This is a genomic window from Streptomyces clavuligerus (assembly GCF_005519465.1).
Classification (GTDB): Bacteria; Actinomycetota; Actinomycetes; order Streptomycetales; family Streptomycetaceae; genus Streptomyces; species Streptomyces clavuligerus.
In genome coordinates, this window is sequence record NZ_CP027858.1 from 5802816 (window position 1) to 5828235 (window position 25420).

General features: G+C 72.3%; 25 protein-coding genes. 21 read left to right on the top strand and 4 right to left on the bottom strand.

Features of this window, described 5'->3' with window-relative positions:
* Window positions 1–104 precede the first annotated feature (104 nt).
* Window positions 105–1334: a DUF349 domain-containing protein gene (locus tag CRV15_RS24535; RefSeq protein WP_009995515.1), complete on the bottom strand. Its 1230-nt coding sequence runs from the start codon at window positions 1332–1334 to the stop codon at window positions 105–107.
* Between the two features lie 163 nt (window positions 1335–1497).
* Window positions 1498–2292, bottom strand: a complete 795-nt coding sequence (locus CRV15_RS24540) for a peptidylprolyl isomerase (protein WP_003956389.1) — start codon at window positions 2290–2292, stop codon at window positions 1498–1500.
* Between the two features lie 161 nt (window positions 2293–2453).
* Here CRV15_RS24540 and CRV15_RS24545 point away from each other — a divergent pair, with 161 nt between their 5' ends.
* The 4 genes from CRV15_RS24545 (at window position 2454) to CRV15_RS24560 (ending at window position 6847) form a co-directional block, all read left to right on the top strand.
* Window positions 2454–3161 (top strand): MBL fold metallo-hydrolase, encoded by a 708-nt coding sequence (locus CRV15_RS24545; protein WP_003956390.1) that lies wholly within the window; start codon window positions 2454–2456, stop codon window positions 3159–3161.
* Between the two features lie 14 nt (window positions 3162–3175).
* Entirely contained in the window at window positions 3176–4438 is a 1263-nt protein-coding gene (gene hisS / locus CRV15_RS24550; RefSeq protein ID WP_009995513.1) for a histidine--tRNA ligase, read from the top strand.
* A 322-nt stretch (window positions 4439–4760) separates the two neighbouring features.
* Complete coding sequence (locus tag CRV15_RS24555) at window positions 4761–5405, top strand: vitamin K epoxide reductase family protein (RefSeq protein WP_003959754.1); 645 nt, start codon at window positions 4761–4763, stop codon at window positions 5403–5405.
* 77 nt (window positions 5406–5482) lie between these two features.
* Complete coding sequence (locus CRV15_RS24560) at window positions 5483–6847, top strand: replication-associated recombination protein A (protein WP_003959753.1); 1365 nt, start codon at window positions 5483–5485, stop codon at window positions 6845–6847.
* 32 nt (window positions 6848–6879) lie between these two features.
* Here CRV15_RS24560 and CRV15_RS24565 read toward each other — a convergent pair whose 3' ends face one another.
* The gene (locus CRV15_RS24565; RefSeq protein WP_029182848.1) at window positions 6880–7581 is read right to left on the bottom strand and encodes a DUF2470 domain-containing protein; all 702 of its coding nucleotides are present in this window, start codon (window positions 7579–7581) and stop codon (window positions 6880–6882) included.
* Between the two features lie 191 nt (window positions 7582–7772).
* Between CRV15_RS24565 and rpsD the strand changes: the two genes are divergently transcribed.
* From rpsD to nusB, 15 genes are all read left to right on the top strand, one after another.
* Window positions 7773–8390: a 30S ribosomal protein S4 gene (gene rpsD, locus CRV15_RS24570; RefSeq protein ID WP_003956393.1), complete on the top strand. Its 618-nt coding sequence runs from the start codon at window positions 7773–7775 to the stop codon at window positions 8388–8390.
* Between the two features lie 206 nt (window positions 8391–8596).
* Entirely contained in the window at window positions 8597–9037 is a 441-nt protein-coding gene (locus CRV15_RS24575) for a DUF948 domain-containing protein (RefSeq protein ID WP_003956394.1), read from the top strand.
* 5 nt (window positions 9038–9042) lie between these two features.
* Window positions 9043–9399 carry a hypothetical protein gene (locus CRV15_RS24580; RefSeq protein WP_003956395.1) on the top strand — a complete coding sequence of 119 codons (357 nt, stop codon included), beginning with the start codon at window positions 9043–9045 and terminating at the stop codon, window positions 9397–9399.
* The gene (gene alaS, locus CRV15_RS24585) at window positions 9399–12068 is read left to right on the top strand and encodes an alanine--tRNA ligase (protein ID WP_003959750.1); all 2670 of its coding nucleotides are present in this window, start codon (window positions 9399–9401) and stop codon (window positions 12066–12068) included. The genes CRV15_RS24580 and alaS overlap by 1 nt, the downstream gene beginning before the upstream one ends.
* Complete coding sequence (ruvX, locus tag CRV15_RS24590) at window positions 12065–12538, top strand: Holliday junction resolvase RuvX (protein ID WP_003959749.1); 474 nt, start codon at window positions 12065–12067, stop codon at window positions 12536–12538. Before alaS ends, ruvX begins: the two co-directional genes overlap by 4 nt.
* Before the next feature lie 101 nt (window positions 12539–12639).
* Window positions 12640–14508: an endolytic transglycosylase MltG gene (gene mltG / locus CRV15_RS24595; RefSeq protein WP_003959748.1), complete on the top strand. Its 1869-nt coding sequence runs from the start codon at window positions 12640–12642 to the stop codon at window positions 14506–14508.
* Between the two features lie 25 nt (window positions 14509–14533).
* Window positions 14534–15385 (top strand): shikimate dehydrogenase, encoded by an 852-nt coding sequence (locus CRV15_RS24600; protein ID WP_003959747.1) that lies wholly within the window; start codon window positions 14534–14536, stop codon window positions 15383–15385.
* A gap of 147 nt (window positions 15386–15532) precedes the next feature.
* Window positions 15533–16717, top strand: a complete 1185-nt coding sequence (aroC, locus tag CRV15_RS24605) for a chorismate synthase (protein ID WP_003959746.1) — start codon at window positions 15533–15535, stop codon at window positions 16715–16717.
* Window positions 16718–16746: 29 nt separating this feature from the next.
* Window positions 16747–17229 carry a shikimate kinase gene (locus tag CRV15_RS24610; protein ID WP_003959745.1) on the top strand — a complete coding sequence of 161 codons (483 nt, stop codon included), beginning with the start codon at window positions 16747–16749 and terminating at the stop codon, window positions 17227–17229.
* Window positions 17226–18320, top strand: coding sequence for a 3-dehydroquinate synthase (gene aroB / locus CRV15_RS24615; RefSeq protein ID WP_003956399.1), 1095 nt, complete (start codon window positions 17226–17228; stop codon window positions 18318–18320). The genes CRV15_RS24610 and aroB overlap by 4 nt, the downstream gene beginning before the upstream one ends.
* Window positions 18317–18757 carry a type II 3-dehydroquinate dehydratase gene (locus CRV15_RS24620; RefSeq protein ID WP_003956400.1) on the top strand — a complete coding sequence of 147 codons (441 nt, stop codon included), beginning with the start codon at window positions 18317–18319 and terminating at the stop codon, window positions 18755–18757. Before aroB ends, CRV15_RS24620 begins: the two co-directional genes overlap by 4 nt.
* 24 nt (window positions 18758–18781) lie before the next feature.
* Window positions 18782–19507: an AAA family ATPase gene (locus CRV15_RS24625; protein WP_003956401.1), complete on the top strand. Its 726-nt coding sequence runs from the start codon at window positions 18782–18784 to the stop codon at window positions 19505–19507.
* A gap of 701 nt (window positions 19508–20208) precedes the next feature.
* A complete protein-coding gene (locus tag CRV15_RS24630; protein ID WP_003956402.1) occupies window positions 20209–21315 on the top strand; it encodes an aminopeptidase P family protein in 1107 nt (368 codons plus the stop codon).
* Window positions 21316–21372: 57 nt separating this feature from the next.
* Window positions 21373–21939, top strand: coding sequence for an elongation factor P (gene efp, locus CRV15_RS24635; RefSeq protein ID WP_003956403.1), 567 nt, complete (start codon window positions 21373–21375; stop codon window positions 21937–21939).
* A gap of 2 nt (window positions 21940–21941) precedes the next feature.
* Window positions 21942–22370 (top strand): transcription antitermination factor NusB, encoded by a 429-nt coding sequence (gene nusB, locus CRV15_RS24640; protein ID WP_003956404.1) that lies wholly within the window; start codon window positions 21942–21944, stop codon window positions 22368–22370.
* Between the two features lie 412 nt (window positions 22371–22782).
* Here the strand turns inward: nusB and bldD are convergent, their stop codons facing one another.
* Window positions 22783–23283 (bottom strand): transcriptional regulator BldD, encoded by a 501-nt coding sequence (gene bldD / locus CRV15_RS24645; protein WP_003956405.1) that lies wholly within the window; start codon window positions 23281–23283, stop codon window positions 22783–22785.
* A 399-nt stretch (window positions 23284–23682) separates the two neighbouring features.
* Here bldD and pyrR point away from each other — a divergent pair, with 399 nt between their 5' ends.
* The gene (gene pyrR / locus CRV15_RS24650; RefSeq protein WP_003956407.1) at window positions 23683–24258 is read left to right on the top strand and encodes a bifunctional pyr operon transcriptional regulator/uracil phosphoribosyltransferase PyrR; all 576 of its coding nucleotides are present in this window, start codon (window positions 23683–23685) and stop codon (window positions 24256–24258) included.
* 174 nt (window positions 24259–24432) lie between these two features.
* A complete protein-coding gene (locus CRV15_RS24655) occupies window positions 24433–25419 on the top strand; it encodes an aspartate carbamoyltransferase catalytic subunit (protein ID WP_003956408.1) in 987 nt (328 codons plus the stop codon).
* The last annotated feature ends 1 nt before the right edge of the window (window position 25420 follow it).

Below are 25420 nucleotides of genomic sequence, written 5' to 3' on the forward strand. Positions count from 1 at the left end.
AAACATGGAAGCGGGCGGCGGGCGCAGGAAAGGGGCCCCGTACCGGAGTACGGGGCCCCTCACGCCGCGTCCGCGGACGGCGGCCGTCAGCCGCCGCCCGACGGTCAGCCGCCGAACTCCTCCAGGCCCTTCAGCGCCTGGTCCAGCAGGGCCTGACGGCCCTCCAGCTCCTTCGCCAGCTTGTCCGCCTTGGCGTTGTTGCCCGCCGCCCGAGCGGCGTCGACCTGGGACCGCAGCTTGTCCACGGCCGCCTGGAGCTGGCCCGTGAGACCCGCGGCACGCGCCCGCGCCTCAGGGTTGGTCCGGCGCCACTCGCTCTCCTCGGACTCCTGGAGCGCGCGCTCCACGGCGTGCATCCGGCCCTCGACCCGCGCCCGGGCGTCCCGGGGCACATGCCCGACGGCCTCCCAGCGCTCGTTGACGGAGCGGAAGGCGGCCCGCGCGGCCTTCAGATCCGTCACCGGAACCAGCTTCTCGGCCTCGGCCGCCAGCTCCTCCTTGAGCTTCAGATTCTCCGACTGCTCGGCGTCACGCTCCGCGAACACCTCGCTGCGCGCCGCGAAGAAGACGTCCTGGGCGCCGCGGAAACGGTTCCACAGCTCGTCCTCGGCCTCCCGCTGCGCCCGGCCCGCGGCCTTCCACTGGGCCATCAGGTCGCGGTAGCGGGCGGCCGTCGGCCCCCAGTCCGTCGAACCGGACAGCCCCTCGGCCTCGCCGACGAGCTTCTCCTTGACCTTGCGGGCCTCCTCGCGCTGGGCGTCCAGCGAGGCGAAGTGGGCCTTGCGGCGCTTGGAGAAGGCCGAGCGGGCGTGCGAGAAGCGGTGCCACAGCTCGTCGTCCGACTTGCGGTCGAGCCGGGGCAGCCCCTTCCAGGTGTCCACCAGTGCCCGCAGCCGCTCGCCGGCCGACCGCCACTGCTCGCTCTGCGCCAGCTCCTCGGCCTCGGTGACCAGCTCCTCCTTGGCCCGCCGGGCCTCGTCGTGCTGCTTCGCCCGCTCGGCCTTGCGCTCCTCGCGGCGCTTGTCGACCGCCTCGACGAGCCCGTCGAGCCGCTTGGCCAGCGCGTCCAGATCGCCCACCGCGTGGTGCTCGACGATCTGCTCCCGCAGATGGTCGATGGCCGCCTGGGCGTCCTTCGCCGACAGGTCGGTGGTCCTCACCCGCCGTTCGAGGAGGTCGATCTCGACCACCAGGCCCTCGTACTTGCGCTCGAAATAGGCCAGGGCCTCCTCAGGGGTCCCGGCCTGCCACGATCCGACGACCTGCTCGCCGTCGGCGGTACGCACGTACACGGTGCCCGTCTCATCGACGCGGCCCCACGGGTCGCTGCTCACAGCGCCTCCTCCACCTGATACCCGCGCGGGCTCCCGCCCCCGGGCATCGTCCACAGTTTCCTGGGGCGGGCTGTGCCCGCCCTGCACAACGCCAATCTAGGCGACCGGTCGCCCGCCTGTCCGCACTCAGCACGGCCGAAATTCCCCGGCCCGCCGAGGCGGGTCATCCCTTGGTGACGGTGGCCTTCTTCACCGTGACCTCCAGCTTGGGCGGGCCGTCGCCACCGCCGGTGGCCACTCCGCCCTTGCCGACCTTCTCCACCGTCTTCAGCCCGGCCGCGTCCATCTTTCCGAACGGGGTGTACGTCGGCGGCAGCTTGGTCTCCTTGTAGACGAGGAAGAACTGGCTGCCACCGCTGTTCGGCGCCCCGGTGTTGGCCATCGCGACCGTGCCCGGCGGATAGGTCACCGTGCCGTCCGCGCCCGCCTTGCCCAGCGCGTCCAGGTTCTCGTCGGGAATGTTGTAACCGGGGCCGCCGGTGCCGTCGCCCTTGGGATCGCCGCACTGGAGCACATGGATGCCCTGCGTGGTGAGCCGGTGGCACTTCGTGTTGTCGAAGAAGTCCTTGTCGGCCAGGGCCTTGAAGGAATTCGCCGTCCGGGGCGTCTTCGCCGCGTCCATCGCGAACGTGATCGGGCCCTGGCTGGTGTCGAGCTTCATCGAGTACGTCGCCTTCTTGTCGATCGACAAGGCGGGCTCGGGGCTCTTCTTCTCCTCGGGCGGCGCGGCCGAGTCGCTCGCCGCGGGCTGCTCCTTGGCCTTGGTGTCCTTGCCGTCGTCGCCGCCGGAGAACGCCCCGGTCGCGAAGGCCGTCGCGCCCGCCGCGAGCACCACGGCGACCGCCGCCGCGATCACCGTGTTCCGCTGCTTCCTCTTCCGGGCCTGGGCCCGACGCTGCTGCTGGCGCTCGAACTTCTCTCGGGCAAGCTGCCGCCGCCGCTGCTCGCTGCTGACCACCGGGTGTTCTCCCTCAGTTCCTCTGTGCCGTGCGTGGCGTGTGCCCGTACCGTATACGGGTTGGCTGTGGAGCGAGGAGCGCCGGTAGGCTCTGATCTGCTGCATTTCACGCCAGCGAGCTTCACTCTCGACCACCCTCCGTAACCACTTCGAGGACGAACGTGCTGATTGCCGGGTTCCCCGCCGGGGCCTGGGGGACCAATTGCTATCTGGTCGCCCCCGCCGCGGGTGAGGAGTGCGTGATCGTCGATCCGGGCCACCAGGCCGCCGAGGGCGTCGCCGAGGCCGTCAGGAAGCACCGGCTCAAGCCGGTCGCCGTGGTCCTCACCCACGGTCATATCGATCATGTCGCCTCGGTGGTCCCGGTCTGTGGCGCGCACGACGTGCCCGCGTGGATCCACCCCGCCGACCGCTACATGATGAGCGACCCGGAGAAGGCCCTCGGCCGCTCGCTCGGCGCGCGGCTCATGGGCGAGCTGACCGTGGGAGAACCCTCCGACGTGCACGAGCTGACCGACGGCAGCCGACTGGAGCTGGCCGGTCTGGAGCTGACCGTGGCGCACGCGCCCGGCCATACCAAGGGGTCGGTGACCTTCCGGCTGCCCGAGACCACCGAGATCCCCTCGGTCTTCTTCTCGGGCGACCTGCTGTTCGCCGGCTCCATCGGCCGCACCGACCTGCCCGGCGGCGACCACGACGAGATGCTCCGCTCCCTGGCCCGTGTGTGCCTCCCGCTGGACGACTCGACCGTGGTGCTGTCGGGACACGGTCCCCAGACGACCATCGGCCGTGAGCGCGTCTCCAACCCCTATCTGCGAGATGTCGCCGACGGCCTCGGGAGCGCGGACGCTCCCCGACGAGGAATGTGACGAGAGAAACCCCTGTGACCACGTTTCAGGCCCCCCGGGGCACCTACGATCTGCTGCCGCCCGACTCCGCCACGTTCCTGGCGGTTCGTGAGGCGATCGCGGCTCCGCTGAAGAACTCCGGCTACGGCTATGTCGAGACGCCAGGGTTTGAAGCCGTCGAACTGTTCGCGCGCGGTGTCGGCGAGTCCACCGACATCGTGACGAAGGAGATGTACGCCTTCGAGACCAAGGGCGGCACCAAGCTGGCCCTGCGCCCCGAGGGCACCGCGTCCGTCCTGCGCGCCGCGCTGGAGGCCAACCTGCACAAGCAGGGCGTCCTGCCGGTCAAGCTCTGGTACTCCGGCTCGTACTACCGCTACGAGAAGCCGCAGAAGGGCCGCTACCGCCACTTCTCCCAGGTCGGCGCCGAGGCGATCGGCGCCGAGGACCCGGCCCTGGACGCCGAGCTGATCATCCTCGCCGACCAGGCGTACCGCTCGCTGGGCCTGCGCCACTTCCGCATCCTGCTGAACTCGCTCGGCGACCAGGAGTGCCGCCCCGTCTACCGCGAGGCCCTCCAGGAGTTCCTGCGCGGACTCGACCTCGACGAGGAGACCCGCCGCCGGGTGGAGATCAACCCGCTGCGCGTCCTCGACGACAAGCGGCCCGAGGTACGGAGGCAGCTCACGGGGGCCCCCTCCCTGCGCGACTCCCTCTGCGACGGCTGCCGCGCCTACCACCAGGAGGTCCGCGAGCTGCTGACCGAGGCGGGCGTCTCCTTCGAGGACGACGAGAAGCTGGTGCGCGGCCTCGACTACTACACCCGGACCACCTTCGAGTTCGTCCACGACGGCCTCGGCTCCCAGTCCGCCGTGGGCGGCGGCGGGCGCTACGACGGGCTCTCCGAGATGCTCGGCGGCCCGGCCCTGCCCTCCGTCGGCTGGGCGCTCGGCGTCGACCGCACCGTCCTGGCCCTCCAGGCCGAGGGCGTGTCGCTGGAGCTGCCGCCCGCCACCAGCGTCTTCGCCGTCCCGCTGGGCGAGGAGGCCCGCCGCGCCCTGTTCGGCGTCGTCACCCGGCTGCGCCGGGCGGGCGTCGCCGCCGACTTCGCCTACGGGGGCCGCGGCCTCAAGGGCGCCATGAAGGTGGCCCACCGCAGCGGCGCCCGGTACACCGTCGTCGCCGGTGAGCGCGACCTCGCCGAGGGCGTCGTGCAGCTCAAGAACATGGAGTCGGGCGAGCAGCGCCCCGTACCGCTCTCCACGGTCGTGGACGAGCTGGGCGCGCTCCTCGCCTGAGCCCCGTCCGGCACCGGCCGGTCGTACGGCCCCGGGAGCGCCGCTCCCGGGGCCGTACGCGTACCCGGGCACAGGGCCGTCCGCGTACCCGGAGGCCGCCGGTCAACCCCGGGCCCGCTCCCTCACACCGGCACCGCACCGGGGCGGGCACGGCGGTCGGCGGCCCCGCCGCGGCCGAACGGCCCTGTTCCGGGGCCCTGCCCAGCGGGCATGCTGGTGTTCCGCGCGCCGTCCACGCAGGGAGCGGACGGCGGGGGGTGCGGCAGAATGTCCGTGTCCGAGCGGCTCCCAGCAACGGAAACGGCGAAACGGCGATATCGATATGACGACAGCGGCGATGGACGACGTGGCCTCCGGCGAACGGGCGGACGAGGACGGCGACGGCCGGCGGACGGTGGGCGGCAGCCGCCCCTTCGCCTGGCTGCTGGTGATCACGGGCGCGGCGGGGCTGCTCGCGGCCTGGGTCATCACCATCGACAAGTTCAAGCTGCTGGAGGACCCCTCCTTCACCCCCGGGTGCAGCCTGAACCCGGTGGTCTCCTGCGGCAACATCATGAAGAGCGACCAGGCGTCGGTCTTCGGCTTCCCCAACCCCATGCTGGGCCTGGTCACCTACGGCATGGTGATCGCCATCGGCATGGCCCTGCTCGCGGGCGCGCGCTTCCGCCCCTGGTACTGGCTGGGGCTGAACGCGGGCACCGCCTTCGGCGCCGGGTTCTGCATGTGGCTGATGTACCAGTCGCTGTACGTGATCAACTCGCTCTGTCTGTGGTGCTCGCTGGCCTGGGCCGCGACCATCGTGATGTTCTGCTACGTCACCGTCCACAATGTCCGGCACCGGATCATCAAGGTCCCCGAGGGGCTGCGCTCCGGGCTGCTGGAGTTCCACTGGATGCCCCCCGTGCTCTGGATCGGCAGCATCGGCATGCTGGTGCTGACCCGCTGGTGGGACTTCTGGACGAGCTGACACCGGCGGCACCGGCGGCACCGGCCGGGCGGGCGCCGCGGGCCGCGTTGTCAGTGGGCTGACATAGGCTGCCCTGTGTGGAGCCCGACCTGTTCACCGCCGCCGCCGAAGCCCGCCAGGAGAAGGACCCGTCCAGCAGCCCCCTGGCCGTCCGGATGCGTCCGCGCACCCTGGACGAGGTCGTCGGGCAGCGGCATCTGCTGAAGCCCGGATCACCGCTGCGACGGCTGGTCGGCGAGGGCCCCGGCGGCCCCGCCGGAGCCTCGTCGGTGATCCTCTGGGGCCCGCCCGGCATCGGCAAGACGACCCTCGCGTATGTGGTCTCCGCCGCGACCGACAAGCGCTTCGTGGAGCTGTCCGCGATCACCGCGGGCGTCAAGGAGGTCCGGGCCGTCATCGACGGCGCCCGGCGCGCCGCGGGCGGCTTCGGCAAGGAGACCGTCCTCTTCCTGGACGAGATCCACCGCTTCTCCAAGGCCCAGCAGGACTCCCTGCTCCCCGCCGTGGAGAACCGCTGGGTCACCCTGATCGCCGCCACCACCGAGAACCCCTACTTCTCGGTGATCTCCCCGCTGCTCTCCCGCTCCCTGCTGCTCACCCTGGAGCCCCTGACCGACGACGATCTGCGCGGGCTGCTCGCCCGGGCGCTGCGCGAGGAGCGCGGGCTCGGCGGGGCGCTCACCCTGCCCGAGGACGCCGAGGCGCATCTGCTGCGGGTCGCGGGGGGCGACGCCCGGCGGGCCCTGACCGCGCTGGAGGCGGCGGCGGGCGCCGCGCTCGACAAGGGCGAGGCGGAGATCACCCTCGGCACCGTCGAGGAGACCGTCGACCGCGCGGCCGTGGCCTACGACCGGGACGGCGACCAGCACTACGACGTGGCGAGCGCGCTGATCAAGTCCATCCGGGGCTCCGACGTGGACGCGGCGCTGCACTATCTGGCCCGCATGATCGAGGCGGGGGAGGACCCCCGGTTCATCGCCCGGCGGCTGATGATCTCCGCGAGCGAGGACATCGGTCTCGCCGATCCCGCGGCGCTGCCCATCGCGGTCGCCGCGGCCCAGGCCGTGGCCATGATCGGCTTCCCGGAGGCCGCGCTCACCCTCAGCCACGCCACGATCGCCCTGGCGCTGGCCCCCAAGTCCAACACCGCGACCACCGCGATCGGCGCGGCGCTCGCCGATGTCCGCGCGGGGCTCGCGGGCCCCGTCCCGGCGCATCTGCGGGACGGCCACTACCAGGGCGCGGCCAAGCTGGGCCATGCCCAGGGCTATGTCTACCCCCATGACGTGCCCGGCGCGATCGCCGCCCAGCAGTACGCGCCGGACGCCCTCCACGGCAAGCGGTACTACGAGCCGACCCGGTACGGCGCGGAGGCCCGGTACGCGGACGTGGTGGAGCGGGTCCGCGAGCGGCTGGGGCACCCGGGCCCCTCCGGCGGCTGACGCGCACCGCCGCCGCGCGGGCGCGGCCCGGGTCAGCCCGCGGCGGCGGAGAAGAGGGCGCGCATCGCCCGGCGCAGCTCCGTGACGCCGTCCACCGGCTCGGGAAAGTCGAAGCGCGCGTCGAAGCAGCGCTCCCCGACGAACCGCACCCGCAGTCCGAAGCGGTCCAGGGCCAGCGGCACCGCGCGGACGGGGGAGCCGTCGCCGTCGGCGAGCGCCCGGGTGCGGTCCCCGAGCAGGCCGCACAGCTCCTGCACCTGCCCGCTGTGGGCGGAGTGCAGATGCTGGAGCAGCTCCGTCTCGTGCGCGGTCAGGGGGTCCACCGAGGCCCGGGCGAAGGTGTCGGCGTCGACGGAGCAGGCGCCCCACAGATCGTCCACATACAGCTCGCCCGGCTCCAGGCGGACCATCGTCGAGCCGGGCTCGGCGAGGCCGGGGGCGCAGGTCAGCCACCCCGAGACCCAGGCACGGCCCCGGATGCGCTGAGGGACCGAGACCGGGGCCACATCGGTGATCTCCAGAACGGCGGGCAGCTCGTCGTCCTGGGCGTGGGTGGCGGCCCGCACGGCGGGCGAGTCGGCCGGGAAGAGCAGGAACACCTCGCCGTCCGGGCCCACCACCCGGGCCTGCGGGACGAGCTGCTCCGTGCGGGGCACGTCGAGGCCCGGAATCATCAGCACCGCCGAGCATGTACTCTGTACGAGAGTTCGTGTGCGATCGGCTGCTGACGGCATCCGGTCGGATTCATGCCCGCTGTGACGCGGCTGACCATGAGCTGATCGGACCTCCGTCACCTCGACGCTCTTCTGAACAGCGTCGGCGTTTTTTGTGCTGTCCGTGATGCGTGTGGTGTTCCCCGGGCGAGACATGCGATCTCCTTGAGTAAGGTGAGCCTAACCTAACCTATTTCGGAGGTCTGGAGAACGTGCCTAACCAGTCGCGTCCCAAGGTCAAGAAGTCTCGTGCGCTCGGCATCGCGCTGACGCCGAAGGCCGTCAAGTACTTCGAGGCCCGTCCGTACCCGCCGGGCGAGCACGGCCGTGGCCGCAAGCAGAACTCGGACTACAAGGTCCGTCTGCTGGAGAAGCAGCGGCTGCGTGCGCAGTACAACATCAGCGAGCGCCAGATGGCCCGTGCCTACGACCGCGCCCGCAAGGCCGAGGGCAAGACCGGCGAGGCCCTGGTGGTCGAGCTGGAGCGCCGCCTCGACGCGCTGCTGCTGCGCTCGGGCATCGCCCGCACCATCTACCAGGCCCGTCAGATGGTCGTCCACGGCCACATCGAGGTCAACGGCGGCAAGGTCGACAAGCCGTCCTTCCGCGTCCGTCCCGACGACGTCGTGATGGTCCGCGAGCGCTCGCGCGCCAAGAGCCTGTTCCAGGTCGCCCGCGAGGGTGGCTTCGCCGCCGACGGTGAGACCCCGCGCTACCTCCAGGTCAACCTGAAGGCCCTGGCCTTCCGCATGGACCGGGACCCGCAGCGCAAGGAGATCCCCGTGATCTGCGACGAGCAGCTCGTCGTCGAGTACTACGCCGGCCGCTGATCCGGACGGCGCGGTACCACTGCGCGCAACGGCCCGCCGTTCACCCCTGGGGGAGCGGCGGGCTCTCGCGTTCCCGGGCCTCCTCCGGCCCGGTCCGCGGCTGCCGGGTGTCCCCGCGATATTCGTGCCGGGACGCCCCGGCGGGCGCGATAGGCTCGGTGGACAATTTCTCAAGACATCCAGCGACAAGCAGAGAGCGGTGCGGCGTGACCGGTGGTGAGGTGGCCGGGATTCTGGTCGCCGTCTTCTGGGCGATCCTGGTCTCCTTCCTGGCCGTGGCGCTGGTGAGGCTGGCGCAGACGCTCAGGGCGACGACGCGGCTGGTGACGGAGGTGACCGAGCAGGCGGTGCCGCTGCTGGCGGACGCCTCCGCGACGGTCCGCTCCGCGCAGACCCAGCTCGACCGGGTCGACGCCATCGCCACCGATGTCCAGGAGGTCACCTCCAACGCCTCCGCGCTCTCCACCACCGTCGCCTCCACCTTCGGCGGCCCGCTGGTCAAGGTCGCCGCCTTCGGCTACGGCGTACGCCGGGCGATGGGCCGCACGGACGACGGGACCCCGCGGGAGCGCGACCGCACCGTGGTCGTCGGCCGTACCGTCCCGCCCGCCCGCGCCACCCGTGGCCGCTGGGGCAGGAAGGGCTGACACAGATGTTCCGCCGCGCCTTCTGGTTCACCGCGGGTGCTGCCGCCGGTGTCTGGGCCACCACCAAGGTCAACCGCAAGATTCAGCGACTGACCCCCGAAAGCCTTGCGGCCCAGGCCGCCAACAAGGCCATCGACGCAGGTCACAAGCTCAAGGACTTCGCTCTGGACGTCCGCGCCGGAATGATTCAGCGCGAGGCCGAGTTGGGTGAAGTACTCGGCACCACCCACCGGCCCGACCCGGCGCCGTCCGCGGGCCCCGGCACCGCGGTCCCCCCGGGGCCCCGCCGTCCGGCCCTCGGGAACCCCGGCCGGTCCACGCACATCCACCCCTATTCATACAACCGGAATGAGGACCACTGATGGAGTCGGCTGAAATCCGCCGCCGCTGGCTGAGCTTCTTCGAGGAGCGCGGGCACACCGTCGTCCCTTCGGCGTCGCTCATCGCGGACGACCCGACTCTGCTGCTGATCAACGCGGGCATGGTGCCGTTCAAGCCCTACTTCCTCGGCGAGACCAAGCCGCCGTTCCCGCGCGCCACCAGCGTGCAGAAGTGCGTCCGCACCCCGGACATCGAAGAGGTCGGCAAGACCACCCGGCACGGCACGTTCTTCCAGATGTGCGGCAACTTCTCCTTCGGCGACTACTTCAAGGAGGGCGCCATCAAGCTCTCCTGGGAGCTGCTGACCACCCCCGTCGAGGACGGCGGCTACGGCCTGGAGCCGGAGAAGCTCTGGATCACCGTCTACCAGGACGACGACGAGGCCGAGCAGATCTGGCGCGATGTCGTCGGTGTGCCCGCCGAGCGCATCCAGCGGCTGGGCAAGAAGGACAACTTCTGGTCCATGGGCGTCCCCGGCCCCTGCGGCCCCTGTTCCGAGATCAACTACGACCGGGGCCCCGCGTTCGGCGCCGAGGGCGGCCCCGCCGTCAACGACGAGCGCTACGTGGAGATCTGGAACCTGGTCTTCATGCAGTACGAGCGCGGCGCGGGCGAGGGCAAGGAGGACTTCCCGATCCTCGGCGACCTGCCCTCCAAGAACATCGACACCGGCCTCGGCCTCGAACGTCTCGCCATGATCCTCCAGGGCGTACAGAACATGTACGAGACCGACACCCTGCGCGTCGTCATGGACAAGGCCACCGAGCTGACCGGCGTCCGCTACGGCGCCGACCACGCCTCCGACGTCTCCCTGCGGGTGATCGCCGATCACATCCGCACCTCCGTCATGCTCATCGGCGACGGTGTCACCCCCGGCAACGAGGGCCGCGGCTATGTGCTGCGCCGCATCATGCGCCGCGCCATCCGCAACATGCGGCTGCTCGGCGCCACCGGACCGGTCGTCGCCGCGCTGGTCGACGTCGTCGTCCGGACCATGGGCGAGCAGTACCCCGAGCTGGTCACCGACCGCACCCGGATCGAGGCCGTGGCCCTCGCCGAGGAGGCCCGCTTCCTCAAGACCCTCAACGCGGGCACCAATGTGCTGGAGGGCGCCATCACCGAGGCCAAGGCCACCGGTGGCACCGTCCTCGCGGGCGACAAGGCGTTCCTGCTCCACGACACCTGGGGCTTCCCCATCGATCTCACCCTGGAGATCGCCGCCGAGCAGGGCCTGAGCGTGGACGAGGACGGCTTCCGCCGTCTGATGAAGGAGCAGCGGGCCAAGGCCAAGGCCGACGCCAAGGCCAAGAAGACCGGCCACGCCGACCTCTCCGCCTACCGCGAGGTCGCCGACGGCTCCGGCGCCACCGAGTTCACCGGCTACGCCGCCACCGAGGGCGAGTCGACCATCGTCGGTCTGCTCGTCGACGGCGTGCCCTCGCCCGCCGCCACCGAGGGCGACGAGGTCGAGGTCGTCCTCGACCGCACCCCCTTCTACGCCGAGGGCGGCGGTCAGCTCGCCGACCAGGGCCGGATCAAGCTGGACTCCGGCGCCGTCATCGAGGTGCGCGATGTGCAGCAGCCGGTGCCCGGTGTCTCCGTGCACAAGGGCTCGGTGCAGGTCGGCGAGGTGACCGTGGGCGCCTCCGCCTACGCCGCCATCGATGTGAAGCGCCGCCGCGCCATCGCCCGCGCCCACAGCGCCACCCATCTCACCCACCAGGCGCTGCGCGACGCCCTCGGCCCGACGGCCGCCCAGGCGGGTTCGGAGAACTCCCCGGGCCGCTTCCGTTTCGACTTCGGCGCGCCCTCCGCCGTCCCCGGCTCGGTCCTCACCGACGTCGAGCAGCGGATCAACGAGGTCCTCTCCCGTGAGCTGGACGTCCAGGCCGAGGTCATGAGCCTGGACGAGGCCAAGAAGCAGGGTGCCATCGCCGAGTTCGGCGAGAAGTACGGCGAGCGGGTCCGCGTCGTCACCATCGGCGACTTCTCCAAGGAGCTGTGCGGCGGCACCCATGTGCACAACACCGCCCAGCTCGGCCTGGTGAAGCTGCTCGGCGAGTCCTCCATCGGCTCCGGCGTGCGCCGGATCGAGGCCCTGGTCGGCGTGGACGCCTATAACTTCCTCGCCAAGGAGCACACGGTCGTCGCCCAGCTCCAGGAGCTGGTCAAGGGCCGTCCCGAGGAGCTGCCCGAGAAGATCTCCGGCATGCTCGCCAAGCTGAAGGACGCCGAGAAGGAGATCGAGAAGTTCCGCGCCGAGAAGGTGCTCCAGGCCGCCGCGGGGCTCGCCGCCGGTGCCCAGGACATCCATGGCGTGGCCCTGGTCAGCGGTCGGGTCGAGGACGGCACCTCCGCCGACGACCTGCGCAGGCTGGTTCTCGACGTCCGGGGCCGCATCCCCGGCGACCGGCCCGCCGTGGTGGCGCTGTTCACCGTGGCGAACGGCCGTCCGCTCACCGTCATCGCCACCAACGAGGCCGGGCGCGAGCGCGGGCTCAAGGCCGGTGACCTGGTGCGCACCGCCGCCAAGACGCTCGGTGGAGGCGGCGGCGGCAAGCCGGACGTCGCCCAGGGCGGCGGCCAGAACCCCGAGGCCGTCGGCGAGGCCATCGCCGCCGTCGAGCGTCTGGTGGCCGAGGTCTCGTGAGCTCTCTCCGACGGGGCCGCCGTCTCGCCCTCGATGTGGGGGACGCCCGGATCGGGGTCGCGTCCTGCGACCCCGACGGGGTGCTCGCCACCCCGGTGGAGACCGTGCCGGGACGTGATGTCCCGGCCGCCCACCGGCGGATCAGGGCGCTGGTCGAGGAGTACGAGCCCATCGAGATCGTCGTCGGTCTGCCCCGCTCCCTCAACGGCCGGGAGGGCCCGGCCGCCAAGAAGGTCCGTACCTTCGCCGGGGAAGTGGCCCGGGGCGTGGCACCCGTTCCGGTGCGGCTGGTGGACGAGAGGATGACCACGGTGACCGCCACCCAGGGGCTGCGCGCCTCGGGGGTCAAGGCGAAAAAGGGCCGTTCGGTCGTGGACCAGGCGGCGGCCGTCGTCATCCTCCAGAACGCCCTGGAGTCCGAACGGGCGGCAGGTTCACCCCCGGGCGAGTCCGTCGAAGTGGTTGTCTGATCGCGATACGGTAACGTTCCGCGCGATGCGGCGCTTTTCGAGCAGCCGCTGCTCAACGGAGAGGCGGACCGTCCGGACCCCTCGCGGCTGTTTGGGGAACCATGACTGAATATGGACGGGGTCAGGACTCCGCGCCGTGGCCTCCGGAGGACCCGTTGTTCGGTGACCCGGCATGGGCGGCGCAGCAGGCGTCGCCCGGTCAGCCGTATCCGGAGCAGCAGCCCGTCGACCCGTACGCCGCGCAGCAGGCCGCCCAGCAGCAGTACGCCGCCGGGCAGCCCGATCCGTATCAGCAGCAGCCGTACGGCGGACAGCCGCAGCCGGGGCAGCCGTACGCCGGTCAGCCCCAGGACCCGTACACCGGGCAGCAGGACCCGTATGCCGGTCAGCCGCAGGACCCGTATGCCGGGCAGGGGCAGCAGCAGCCGCAGCAGCCCGGCCCGGTGTACGGGGGCCCGGAGGCACCGGTCTACGCGGAGCAGCAGTACCCGGCCCCCCAGCAGCAGTACGGCGAGCAGCAGTACGCCGCCGGGGGCTGGGACGCGGGCCGGCAGACCGCGCTCACCTACGACCCGGCGCAGGTCGCGTACGACCCGGCCCAGGTCGCGCAGGTGGCGGCCGAGCCCTACGGCGGGCAGATGCCCGATCCGTACACCACCCCGGACGCCTACCCGCCGCCGGAGCCCCCGGGCCGCCGGACCCCCGCGGCGGACCCCGCGGCCACCGGTGCCGCCGGGCCGGCCGAGGACACCGGTGCGTCCCCCGTCGACGCGCCGTCCCCCGCCGCCGACGAGGACGGCCCCGGCGACGGGGCCCCCGCACCCGCGCGCTCCCGGCGGGGCGGCGACGCGGGCGGCAGCGGCCGCTCCGGCCGCCCCCGGAAGCAGAAGAAGAGCCGCAACGGGATCGCCTGCCTGGTCGTCGCCACCGTCCTCGCGGGCGGGCTGGGCGTGGTCGCCTATGTCGGCTACCAGTACTGGGAGGGCCGCTTCGGCGCGGCCCCCGACTACAGCGGCGCGGGCACCGGCACCGTCCAGGTCGAGATCCCCCAGGGCGCCGTCGGCGCCGAGATCGGCCGGATTCTCAAGAGGAACGGCGTGGTCAAGAGCGTCGACGCCTTTGTCGCCGCCCAGAGCAGCAACCCCGAGGGGGGCAACGGCATCCAGGCCGGGGTCTACACCCTGAAGAAGGAGATGTCCGCGGCCAGCGCCCTCGCGACCATGCTCAAGCCCGAGAGCCGCAACGCGCTGATCATCCCCGAGGGCCGCCGCAATGTCTGGGTCTACCAGCAGATCGACAAGCGGCTGGAGCTCGACCCCGGCACCACCGCGAAGGTCGCCCAGGAGAAGGCCGGGGAGATGGGACTCCCGGCCTGGGCCACGGGCCACTCCAAGGTCAAGGACCCGCTGGAGGGCTTCCTCTTCCCCGCGAGCTACCCCGTCGCCAAGGGCACCGAGCCGGAGAAGGTCCTCAAGCGGATGGTGACCCGTGCCGTCGCCGAGTACGACCGCGTCGACCTGGCCGCCGAGGCCCGGGAGCTGGGGCTGGAGAACCCCTGGCAGCTCGTCACCGTGGCCAGCCTGGTCCAGGCCGAGGGCAAGACCGAGGAAGACTTCCGCAAGATGTCCGAGGTCATCTACAACCGGCTGAAGCCCGACAACACCGAGACCAACCGGAAGATCGAGTTCGACTCCGCCTTCAACTATCTCCAGGGCCAGAGCGAGATCAGGATCGGCGAGTCCGAGATCCGGAACAACCCGGACCCGTACAACACCTACTACCACGAGGGCCTCACGCCGGGACCGATCGGCAACCCCGGCATGGAGGCGCTGAAGGCGGCGATCGACCCCACGGACGACGGCTGGCTCTACTTCGTCGCCACCGACGGCATGAACAAGACCGAGTTCGCCAAGGACCACGACGAGTTCCTGGTGCTGAAGAACAAGTTCAACGAGTCGGGCGTCGAATGAGCCCGATATCCAGGAGGGGGACACGATGACCGCCGCACAGTCCGGGCCCGCCGGACCGGTGCGCAGGGCGGCGGTGCTCGGTTCGCCCATCGAGCACTCGCTCTCCCCGGTGCTGCACCGCGCCGCCTACGCCGCCCTCGGCCTCGACGCCTGGTCGTACGGGCGCCACGAGGTGACGGAGGAGACCCTCCCCGGCTTCCTGGACGGGCTCGACCCCTCCTGGGCCGGGCTCTCCCTGACCATGCCGCTCAAGCGGGCGGTCATCCCGCTGCTCGACGGGGTCAGCCCCACGGCCGCCGCCGTGGCCGCCGTCAACACCGTCGTCCTCACCCCGGACGGCCGTCGGCTCGGCGACAACACCGACATCCCCGGCATGGTCGCGGCCCTGGCCGAGCGGGGCGTCGACAAGGTCGAGTCCGCCGCCGTCCTCGGCGCGGGCGCCACCGCCTCCTCCGCCCTCGCCGCCCTGGCCCGGATCTGCGCGGGCCCCGTCACCGCCTATGTCCGGGGCGAGGCCCGCGCGGCCGAGATGCTCGGCTGGGGCGAACGGCTCGGCGTCGAGGTGCACACCGCCGACTGGAGCGACGCCGCACGGGCCCTCGAAGCCCCGCTCGTCGTCGCCACCACCCCCGCGGGGGCCGCCGACGCGCTCGCCGCGGCGGTGCCCGACCGCCCCGGCACCCTCTTCGACGTGCTCTACGACCCCTGGCCCACCCCGCTCGCCGCCGCCTGGTCCGCCCGGGGCGGAGCGGTCCTCGGCGGCCTCGACCTCCTCGTCCACCAGGCCGTCCTTCAGGTCGAACAGATGACCGGACGCGCCCCGGGTCCGCTGGCGGCGATGCGCGCGGCGGGCGAGGCGGCCATCGCCGCGCGATAACCGCCGCCCGCGTCGCTCCACCCGCGTCCGACTGCTGGACCACGGCCCGGGGCATACCGCCGGACATGGGAGGATCGTGTCAGGCGGGCCAGGGCCGCGCACCCGGTCGCGCCGTCGCAGTTCCAGGCGCGAGCAAGAGGAGCACCGTTGAGCAGGTTGCGTTGGCTGACGGCGGGGGAGTCCCACGGCCCCGCACTGGTGGCCACACTGGAGGGACTGCCCGCCGGTGTGCCGGTCACCACGGAACTGGTGGCGGACCACCTGGCCCGTCGCCGGCTCGGCTATGGACGCGGTGCCCGGATGAAGTTCGAACGGGACGAGATCACCTTCCTCGGCGGGGTGCGCCACGGCCTGACCATGGGCTCCCCGGTGGCCGTGATGATCGGCAACACCGAGTGGCCCAAGTGGGAGAAGGTCATGTCGGCCGACCCCGTGGACCCCGAGGAGCTGGCCTCGCTGGCCCGCAACGCCCCGCTGACCCGGCCCCGCCCCGGCCACGCCGACCTCGCGGGCATGCAGAAGTACGCCCTCGACGAGGCCCGCCCGGTGCTGGAGCGCGCCTCCGCCCGGGAGACCGCGGCCCGGGTCGCGCTCGGCGCGATCGCCCGCTCCTACCTCAAGGAGACCACCGGGATCGAGATCGTCTCCCATGTGATCGAGCTGGCCGCCGCGAAGGCCCCCTACGGCCACTACCCGACCCCCGCCGACGTCGAGAAGCTCGACGCCGACCCGGTGCGCTGCCTGGACGAGACCGCGTCCGCCGCGATGGTCGCCGAGATCGACCAGGCCCACAAGGACGGCGACACCCTCGGCGGCGTCGTCGAGGTGCTGGCCTACGGCGTCCCCGTCGGCCTCGGCTCCCACGTCCACTGGGACCGGCGGCTCGACGCCCGGCTGGCCGGAGCCCTCATGGGCATCCAGGCGATCAAGGGCGTCGAGGTCGGCGACGGCTTCGAGCTGGCGCGCGTCCCCGGCTCGCAGGCCCATGACGAGATCATCCCCACCCCCGAGGGCATCCGGCGCAGCTCCGGGCGGTCCGGCGGCACCGAGGGCGGCATGTCCACCGGCGAGCTGCTGCGGGTCCGCGCCGCGATGAAGCCGATCGCCACCGTGCCCCGGGCGCTGGCCACCGTCGACATCACCACCGGCGAGGTCGCCGCCGCCCACCACCAGCGCTCCGACGTCTGCGCCGTCCCGGCCGCGGGCATCGTCGCCGAAGCGATGGTCGCCCTGGTGCTCGCCGACGCGGTCGCCGAGAAGTTCGGCGGTGACAGCGTCACCGAGACCCGCCGCAACGCCACCGCGTACCTCGACCATCTCCACATCCGGTGAGCGGCCCACTCGTCGTCCTGGTCGGGCCCATGGGGTCGGGCAAGTCCACCGTCGGGGAACTGCTCGCCCAGCGGCTCGGCGTCCCCTACCGGGACACCGACGCCGATGTCGTCGCCACCGAGGGCCGGGAGATCTCGGACCTCTTCCTCACCGAGGGCGAGCCCTACTTCCGTGAGCGGGAGCGCGCCGCCGTGGCGGCGGCGCTCGCCGAGCACACCGGTGTCCTCGCCCTCGGCGGCGGCGCGGTCCTGGACGCGTCGACCCGCTCCCTGCTGGCCGGGCTGCCCGTCGTCTATCTCTCCCTGGAGGTCGACGAGGCCGTCCGGCGCACCGGGCTCAACCAGGCCCGGCCGCTGCTCGCGATCAACCCGCGCCGCCAGTGGCGGGAGCTGATGGACGCCCGCCGCCATCTGTACACCGAGGTGGCCCGCGCCGTCGTGGCCACCGACGACCGCACACCCGACGAGGTCGCCGACGCGGTCCTCGACGCTCTGGAACTGAGGGACGAATGACGGACCAGTCAGTGACCCGTATCCCGGTCGCCGGTACGGAGGGCTCCGCGCCCTACGAGGTCCTGGTCGGCCGGCAACTGCTCGGCGAGCTGGCCGGGCTGATCGGCCCGCAGGCCACCAGGGTGGCCGTGATCCACCCCGAGGCGCTGGCCGGGACCGGCGAGGCGATCCGCGAGGACCTGGCCGCCCAGGGCTACGAGGTCATCGCCGTCCAGGTGCCCAACGCCGAGGAGGCCAAGACCGCCGAGGTCGCCGCGTACTGCTGGAAGGCGCTCGGCCAGACCGGCTTCACCCGCACCGATGTGATCGTCGGCGTCGGCGGGGGAGCCACCACCGACCTGGCGGGCTTCGTGGCCGCGACCTGGCTGCGCGGGGTGCGCTGGATCGCGGTCCCCACCACCGTGCTGGGTATGGTCGACGCCGCCGTCGGCGGCAAGACCGGCATCAACACCGCCGAGGGCAAGAACCTCGTCGGCGCCTTCCACCCGCCCGCCGGGGTCCTCTGCGACCTCGCCGCGCTGGACTCGCTCCCGGTGCACGACTATGTCTCCGGGCTCGCGGAGGTCATCAAGGCCGGATTCATCGCCGACCCGGTCATCCTCGACCTCGTCGAGTCCGACCCCGAGGCGGCGCGCAGCCCCGAGGGGCGGCACACCGCCGAGCTGATCGAGCGCTCCATCCGGGTCAAGGCCGAGGTCGTCTCCGGCGACCTCAAGGAGTCCGGCCGCCGCGAGATCCTCAACTACGGGCACACCCTCGCGCACGCCATCGAGAAGAACGAGCGCTACAAGTGGCGGCACGGGGCGGCCGTCTCGGTCGGCATGGTCTTCGCCGCCGAACTGGGGCGGCTGGCCGGCCGCCTCGACGACGCCACCGCCGACCGGCACCGGGCCGTCCTCGCCTCCGTCGGGCTGCCGCTGACCTACCAGGGCGACGCGTGGCCCCGGCTGCTGGAGACCATGAAGGTCGACAAGAAGTCCCGGGGCAACCTGCTCCGCTTCATCGTCCTCGACGGCCTCGCCAAGCCCACCGTCCTGGAGGGCCCCGACCCGGCGGTCCTGCTCGCCGCGTACGGGGAGGTCTCGGCATGACCCGGCGGGTCCTGGTGCTCAACGGCCCCAACCTGGGGCGGCTGGGCTCCCGCGAGCCCGACGTCTACGGCGCCGCCTCCTACGCCTCCCTGGTGGACACCTGCCGGGACCTCGGCGCGGAGCTGGGCTTCGACGTCGAGGTCCGGGAGACCAACGACGAGGGCGAGCTGATCCGCTGGCTGCACGAGGCCGCGGACGGCTCGATCCCCGTGGTGCTCAACCCGGGCGCCTTCACGCACTACTCCTACGGGATGCGCGATGCGGCGGCCCAGCGGACCGCGCCGCTGATCGAGGTGCACATCTCCAACCCGTACGCGCGGGAGACCTTCCGGCACACCTCGGTGGTCGCCGCCGTCGCCAGCGCGACGATCGCGGGCTTCGGCATCGGGTCCTACCGGCTGGCGCTGCGGGCGCTGGCGGAGGAGCTGTCGGTCTGAGCACCCGGCCCGGCCCCGCGGGGCTTGTGCCCGGGGTCCGGGGGTAGCGTTCGACCCGGGCGGCGGCCCGTTCCGCCGTCCGGGCAGCGTCAGTCGTACGAGACGGAGTGGCACCGGATGCAGCACGCCGTGGGGGCCCAGCCGCCCCAGGGGACGACCGGCTGGACCCAGACCGGCCCCGCGCCCGTGACCGGTGCCGGGACCGCCCCGCTCGCCGTCCTCCTCATCGGCCCGGCCGGGGCGGGCAAGACCACGGTGGCCCGCCACTGGGCCACGCGGCGGCGGGTGCCCACCGCGCACATCAGCCTGGACGACGTCCGTGAGTGGGTGCGCTCCGGTTTCGCCGACCCGCGCTCGGGCTGGAACGAGCACTCCGAGACCCAGTACCGCCTCGCCCGCCGCACCTGCGGTTTCGCCGCGCGGAACTTTCTGGCGAACGGGATCTCCTGCATCATCGACGACGCAGTCTTCCCCGACTGGCCCGTCGTGGGCCTCGGCGGGTGGAAACGGCATGTCGGGCCGGGGCTGCTGCCGGTGGTGCTGCTGCCGGGGCTGGACACGGTGCTGGAGCGGAACGCGCGGCGGTCGGGGAGCAGACGCCTCGCGGACGAGGAGGTCGCGTCCATCCACGGCCGGATGGCCGGCTGGTACGGATCGGGTCTCCCGATCATCGACAACTCTCACCACGACGTCGAAACCACCGCGCAAGCCCTCGACACGGCCCTCACCAACGCGCTGCGCGCGCCCTGACCCGCACCACGCCACGCCTTGTGGGGGTGCCTGAGATTCAGCCTCTCCGGCGTTTGAGGAGCGGGGGTTCGGGGGCTGGCCCCCGACGACGGGGCCGCGCGGGGGTTCGTCGGCTTGCGCGTGAGCCTTGCGTTGGGTGCGGGGTCCGTCCTCAAGCGCCGGACGGGCTGGTTTTGCTCGGGTCGGTCGTCGGGTGCGGGGGTGGGGGCCTCCGGGCTCGACTCCTCAGGGCCGGCAGACCGGGCGTCCGTCGTCCGGGCGCGGGTCGTTGTCCGCCGGTCCCTTCCGGGGACGACCCTGCACCCCCCACCACGGGGAGACGGCTCACTCGGTGCGGGGAGTGGGCACACCTCCGCCCGGTGGGAAGGGGGAGCCGCAGGCCCCCCGCACGCAGTGGGCACACTCCCGCCCCGGTGGGAGAAAGGCGGCCCCGGATCCCGGCCAGGGGCCCCACCACGGGGAGACGGGCCCCCGTGCGGGACGTGGGCATACTCCCGCCCGGTGGGAGTAGGGGCGGCCCCGGCCCACACGGGGTGGGGACGACCCTGCACCCCCCACCACGGGCAGACGGCCCACCCGGTGCCGGAAGCGGGCACGCTCCCGCCCGGTGGGAGGGAGAAGGCTGCCGCACCCGGTGCGGGAAGAAACCCGGTCGGACGTCCCGGCGGGCCCCGGCGCGGGGGCGCTCGTACGCTCAGGACATGTCTGAGGTGTATGGCGTCCGCCGCAACCGCCTGCGCGAGCGATACGCGGCCACCGGCACCGCCGGCGCCCTCGTCTCCCGGCCCGCCAACGTCCGCTACCTCGCCGGCGGCGCCCCCCGTGGCGCGGTCCTGCTCCTCGGCCCGGCCGAGGACGTCCTGCTCTGCCCCCGGGAGCCCACGGGCGACACCCGCGAGGGCCGCCCCGACGAGCGGCTGCGCCTGACCGTGCTGCCCACCGCCTCCGGCGACCCCGCCGTCGCCGCCGCCGATCTCGCCCGCACCGCCGGCGGCGCCTCGCTCGCCGTCGAGGAGCACCACCTCACCGTCTCCCGCCACCGCGCGGTCCGCTCCGTCGCGCCCCGGATGCGCCTCGCCGACCTCGGTCTCGCGGTCGAGCAGCTCCGCGTGGTCAAGGACGAGGAGGAGATCGCCTGTCTGCGGATCGCCGCGGAGATCACCGACCAGGCCCTCGGGGAGCTGCTGGAGTCGATCCTCGTCGGCCGCACCGAACGCCATCTCGCCCTGGAGCTGGAACGCCGTCTGATCGACCACGGCGCGGACGGCCCCGCGTTCCCCACCTCCGTGGCCACCGGACCGAACTCCGGCCGCCGGGGACACCACCCCACGGACCGCAGGGTCGAGGAGGGCGACTTCCTCTCCGTCTGCGTGGGCGCGGACTACCGGGGCTACCGGTGTGAGATCGGCCGTACCTTTGTCATCGGCACCTCCCCGGCCCAGTGGCAGATCGAACTGTACGATCTTGTCTTCGCCGCGCAGCGGGCCGCCCGTGAGGCCCTGGCACCGGGCGCCGCGTGCCGCGATGTGGACCGCGCGGCACGCCAGATCCTGGACGCGGCGGGCCATGGCGAGGGCCTCGCCCCGCTCACCGGACACGGTGTCGGCCTGGAAATCGACGAGGACCCGCAGTTGGCTCCGGCCGCCATGGGTAAACTGGACGCTTGTGTGCCGGTCACCGTCGAACCGGGGGTCCACCTCCCGGGCCGGGGCGGGGTCCGGATCGATGACACGCTCGTCGTGCGCCAGGAGGCGGACGGCGGACCCGAGCTACTCACCATCACGACCAAGGAACTGCTCGCGCTCTGAGGCGCGGCCCGCAGCCCTCGGCCGTCCACCAGCGTCAGTCCAGGAGATTCCGCAACCGTGGCTTCCACGAACGACCTCAAGAACGGCATGGTGCTCAAGCTCGACAACGGCCAGCTGTGGTCCGTCGTCGAGTTCCAGCACGTCAAGCCCGGCAAGGGCCCGGCTTTCGTGCGCACCAAGCTCAAGAACGTGCTGTCCGGCAAGATCGTCGACAAGACGTTCAACGCCGGCGTGAAGGTCGAGACGGCCACCGTCGACCGCCGCGACATGCAGTTCTCGTACATGGACGGCGACTACTTCGTCTTCATGGACATGCAGACCTACGACCAGCTGCACGTCTCCCGCCCGTCCGTCGGCGACGCCGCGAACTTCCTGATCGAGGGCTTCACCGCCACCGTCGCCACGCACGAGGGCGAGGTGCTCTACGTCGAGCTGCCCGCCGCCGTCGAGCTGGTCATCGCGGAGACCGAGCCGGGCGTCCAGGGCGACCGCTCCACCGGTGGCACCAAGCCCGCCAAGCTGGAGACCGGCTACACCGTCCAGGTCCCGCTCTTCATCACCACCGGTGAGAAGATCAAGGTCGACACCCGCTCCGGCGACTACCTCAGCCGGGTGAACAGCTAACCGTGGCCGCCCGCAACAAGGCCCGTAAGCGCGCCTTCCAGATCCTCTTCGAGGCCGACCAGCGCGATGTCTCCGTGCAGACCGTCCTCGCCGACTGGATTCGGCACTCGCGGACCGACACCCGGCAGCCTCCGGTCAGCGAGTACACGATGGAGCTGGTCGAGGGGTACGCGCAGTACGCGCCCCGGATCGACGAGCTGATCGCGACCTACGCCGAGGGCTGGGACCTGGACCGGATGCCGGTCGTGGACCGCAACATCCTGCGGCTGGGCACCTATGAACTGGTGTGGGTGGACGGGACGCCGGACGCGGTCGTGATCGACGAGGCGGTGGAGCTCGCGAAGGAGTTCTCCACCGACGAGTCGCCCGCGTTCGTGAACGGTCTCCTCGGCCGTTTCAAGGACCTCAAGCCGAGCCTGCGCCGCGCGTAGCGGCGGGCCGGTTCGACACCCGGGCCCGGGTCCGACGACTTCCGCAGTCGTCGGACCCGGGCCCGAGTGCTGTGCGCCGGGGGAGCACAGGTTCCGGAATTGCCCCTTCCGGGGCCTCTGGCGCACCGGAGGCGCACGGTGGGGCCGGGGCCGCTCCGACCCTCCACCGGAGCGCTGCCGGGCGTCTCACGCGCCTTCTGTGCCCCCGGTGCCTCCAGCGGCACACGGCTCCCGCCATGGGGCACTCCGCCGGAAACGACAGGAGGGCGGGCCCCTCCCGGGGGGCCCGCCCTCCTGCTGTGCCGATATCGCCGTGACGTTTCTCCTCGACCCTCCCGAACGGCTCGGGCCTCGGGGGACGGAACGGACGCGCCAGCGGCGGAGGCGCGGAGTGAGCGGAAAGGCGGCTGCCTCAGCTCTCCTCGTGGCTGACGGCGCGACGCGCGTCCGCGTCGAGCACACCCCAGCTGATGAGCTGCTCGGTCAGCACCGACGGCGACTGGTCGTAGATGACGGCGAGTGTGCGCAGGTCGTCCTGGCGGATCGAGAGCACCTTGCCGTTGTAGTCACCGCGCTGGGACTGGATCGTGGCGGCGTAGCGCTGGAGCGGGCCCGCCTTCTCGGCCGGGACATGGGCCAGGCGCTCCAGGTCGAGCACCAGCTTCGGCGGCGGCTCGGCGGCTCCGCCCGGGGTCGTCCCCGGCAGCAGCTCCTGCACCGGGACCCCATAGAAATCGGCCAGCTCGGCCAGTCGCTGGACGGTCACGGCGCGGTCGCCGCGCTCGTACGAACCGACCACCACGGCCTTCCAGCGGCCCTGGGACTTCTCTTCCACGCCGTGGAGGGACAGCCCCTGCTGGGTGCGGATGGCGCGGAGCTTGGCCCCGAGCTGTTTTGCGTATTCGCTGGACATATGGCTCCCCGGACGCTGTGACGAGGTGACGCCGTACGGCTCGGCCGCGCGGCTGGTAACTCACTGTGAGGTTACGCAGAGTTACTTGGATGCGTCAAGCCGGGTGGGCCGGACCGGTAACTTGTCATGATCGGTACGACGCCGGGGCCCGTTCCCCGGCTCGTTTTCGTCCCTGCCCGCCCCCTGCCCGCTCCCTTGCCCACACTCCTTGTCCGCGCTCCTTGTCCACGGCTCCTTGCCCGGCTCCCGCCCCGCCCTCGCGCCACCCCCGGAGCGGCCCCGTACGCCCGCCCGGACCGGCCCGGTGCACGGCCCCCTCCGGCCCCTGGTACGGTAATGACGCACATCAGACGTCCTTTAAGATCCGTCCCGTGAGGCGGAGAAGGAGGTCCTTCTCGTATGGACACACACAACTCCGATGCGGCCCGCCCCGTTCTTGAGGCGCCCGACATCGCCCGGGTTCTGACCCGGATCGCCCACGAGATCGTCGAGCGCGCCAAGGGCGCCGACGACGTGGTGCTCCTCGGCATCCCGACCCGCGGCGTCTTCCTCGCCCGCAGGCTCGCCGCCAAGCTGGAGGAGATCACCGGCCGCGCCATGCCGGTCGGCTCGCTCGACATCACCATGTACCGGGACGATCTGCGGCTGCGGCCCGCCCGGGCGCTGGGCCGGACCGAGATCCCCGGTGACGGCATCGACGGCCGACTGGTCGTCCTCGTCGACGACGTGCTCTTCTCCGGCCGCACCATCCGCGCCGCCCTCGACGCGCTCGGCGACATCGGCCGCCCCCGTGCCGTACAGCTCGCCGTCCTCGTCGACCGGGGCCACCGCGAGCTGCCCATCCGCGCCGACTACGTGGGCAAGAACCTGCCCACGTCGCTCCGCGAGACGGTCCGGGTCCAGCTCTCCGAGGAGGACGGCCGCGACACCGTGCTGCTCGGGGTGCGCGAGAACGCCCCGGCCGCCGGGCAGTAGCCCGCCCCAGGCCCTCCCTCCGCCCGCCGGCGACCTCCGCGCACCCGTGCGCCCCGGGGCCATCCGCCCCGGAAACCGGTCCACCGGCACCCGGCCCCGCACGGCCGCCGCCCCGGCACCGCGCGCCACCGCCCCCTGAGCCCTCCCGAACCCCGGACCCCTCGGAGCCCTCCGATGAAGCGCCACCTCATCTCGGCCGCCGATCTGACCCGTGACGACGCCGTCCTCATCCTCGACACCGCCGAGGAGATGGCCCGGGTCGCCGACCGGCCGATCAAGAAACTGCCCACCCTCCGCGGCCGTACCGTCGTCAACCTCTTCTTCGAGGACTCGACCCGGACCCGGATCTCCTTCGAGGCCGCCGCCAAGCGGCTCTCCGCCGACGTCATCAACTTCTCCGCCAAGGGGTCGTCGGTGTCGAAGGGCGAGTCCCTGAAGGACACCGCGCTCACCCTGGAGGCGATGGGCGCCGACGCCGTCGTCATCCGCCACCACGCCTCCGGCGCGCCCTACCGGCTGGCGAACTCCGGCTGGATCGACGGCGCCGTCGTCAACGCCGGTGACGGCACCCACGAGCACCCCACCCAGGCCCTGCTCGACGCCTTCACCGTGCGCCGCAGGCTGGTCGGACGGGACGCCGGTATCGGGCGCGACCTGGCCGGACGCCGGATCACCATCGTCGGCGACATCCTGCACAGCCGGGTCGCCCGCTCCAACGTCCTGCTGCTGCACACCCTCGGCGCCGAGGTCACCCTGGTCGCCCCGCCGACCCTGCTCCCCATCGGGGTCGAGCGCTGGCCCTGCGAGGTCTCCTACGACCTGGACGCGGTGCTCGCCAAGTCCGACGCCGTGATGATGCTCCGGGTCCAGCGCGAGCGCATGAACGCCGCCTTCTTCCCCACCGAGCGCGAGTACTCCCGCCGCTACGGACTCGACGGCGACCGGATGGCCCGGATGCCCGAACACGCCGTCGTGATGCACCCCGGCCCGATGAACCGGGGTATGGAGATCACCGCCGAGGTCGCCGACTCGGACCGCTGCACGGCGGTCGAACAGGTCGCCAACGGCGTCTCCACCCGGATGGCCGTCCTCTATCTGCTGATGGGCGGCTACGAGTCCGCCGCCACCCCCACCCCCGCACGGACCCAGGAGAACCACTGAC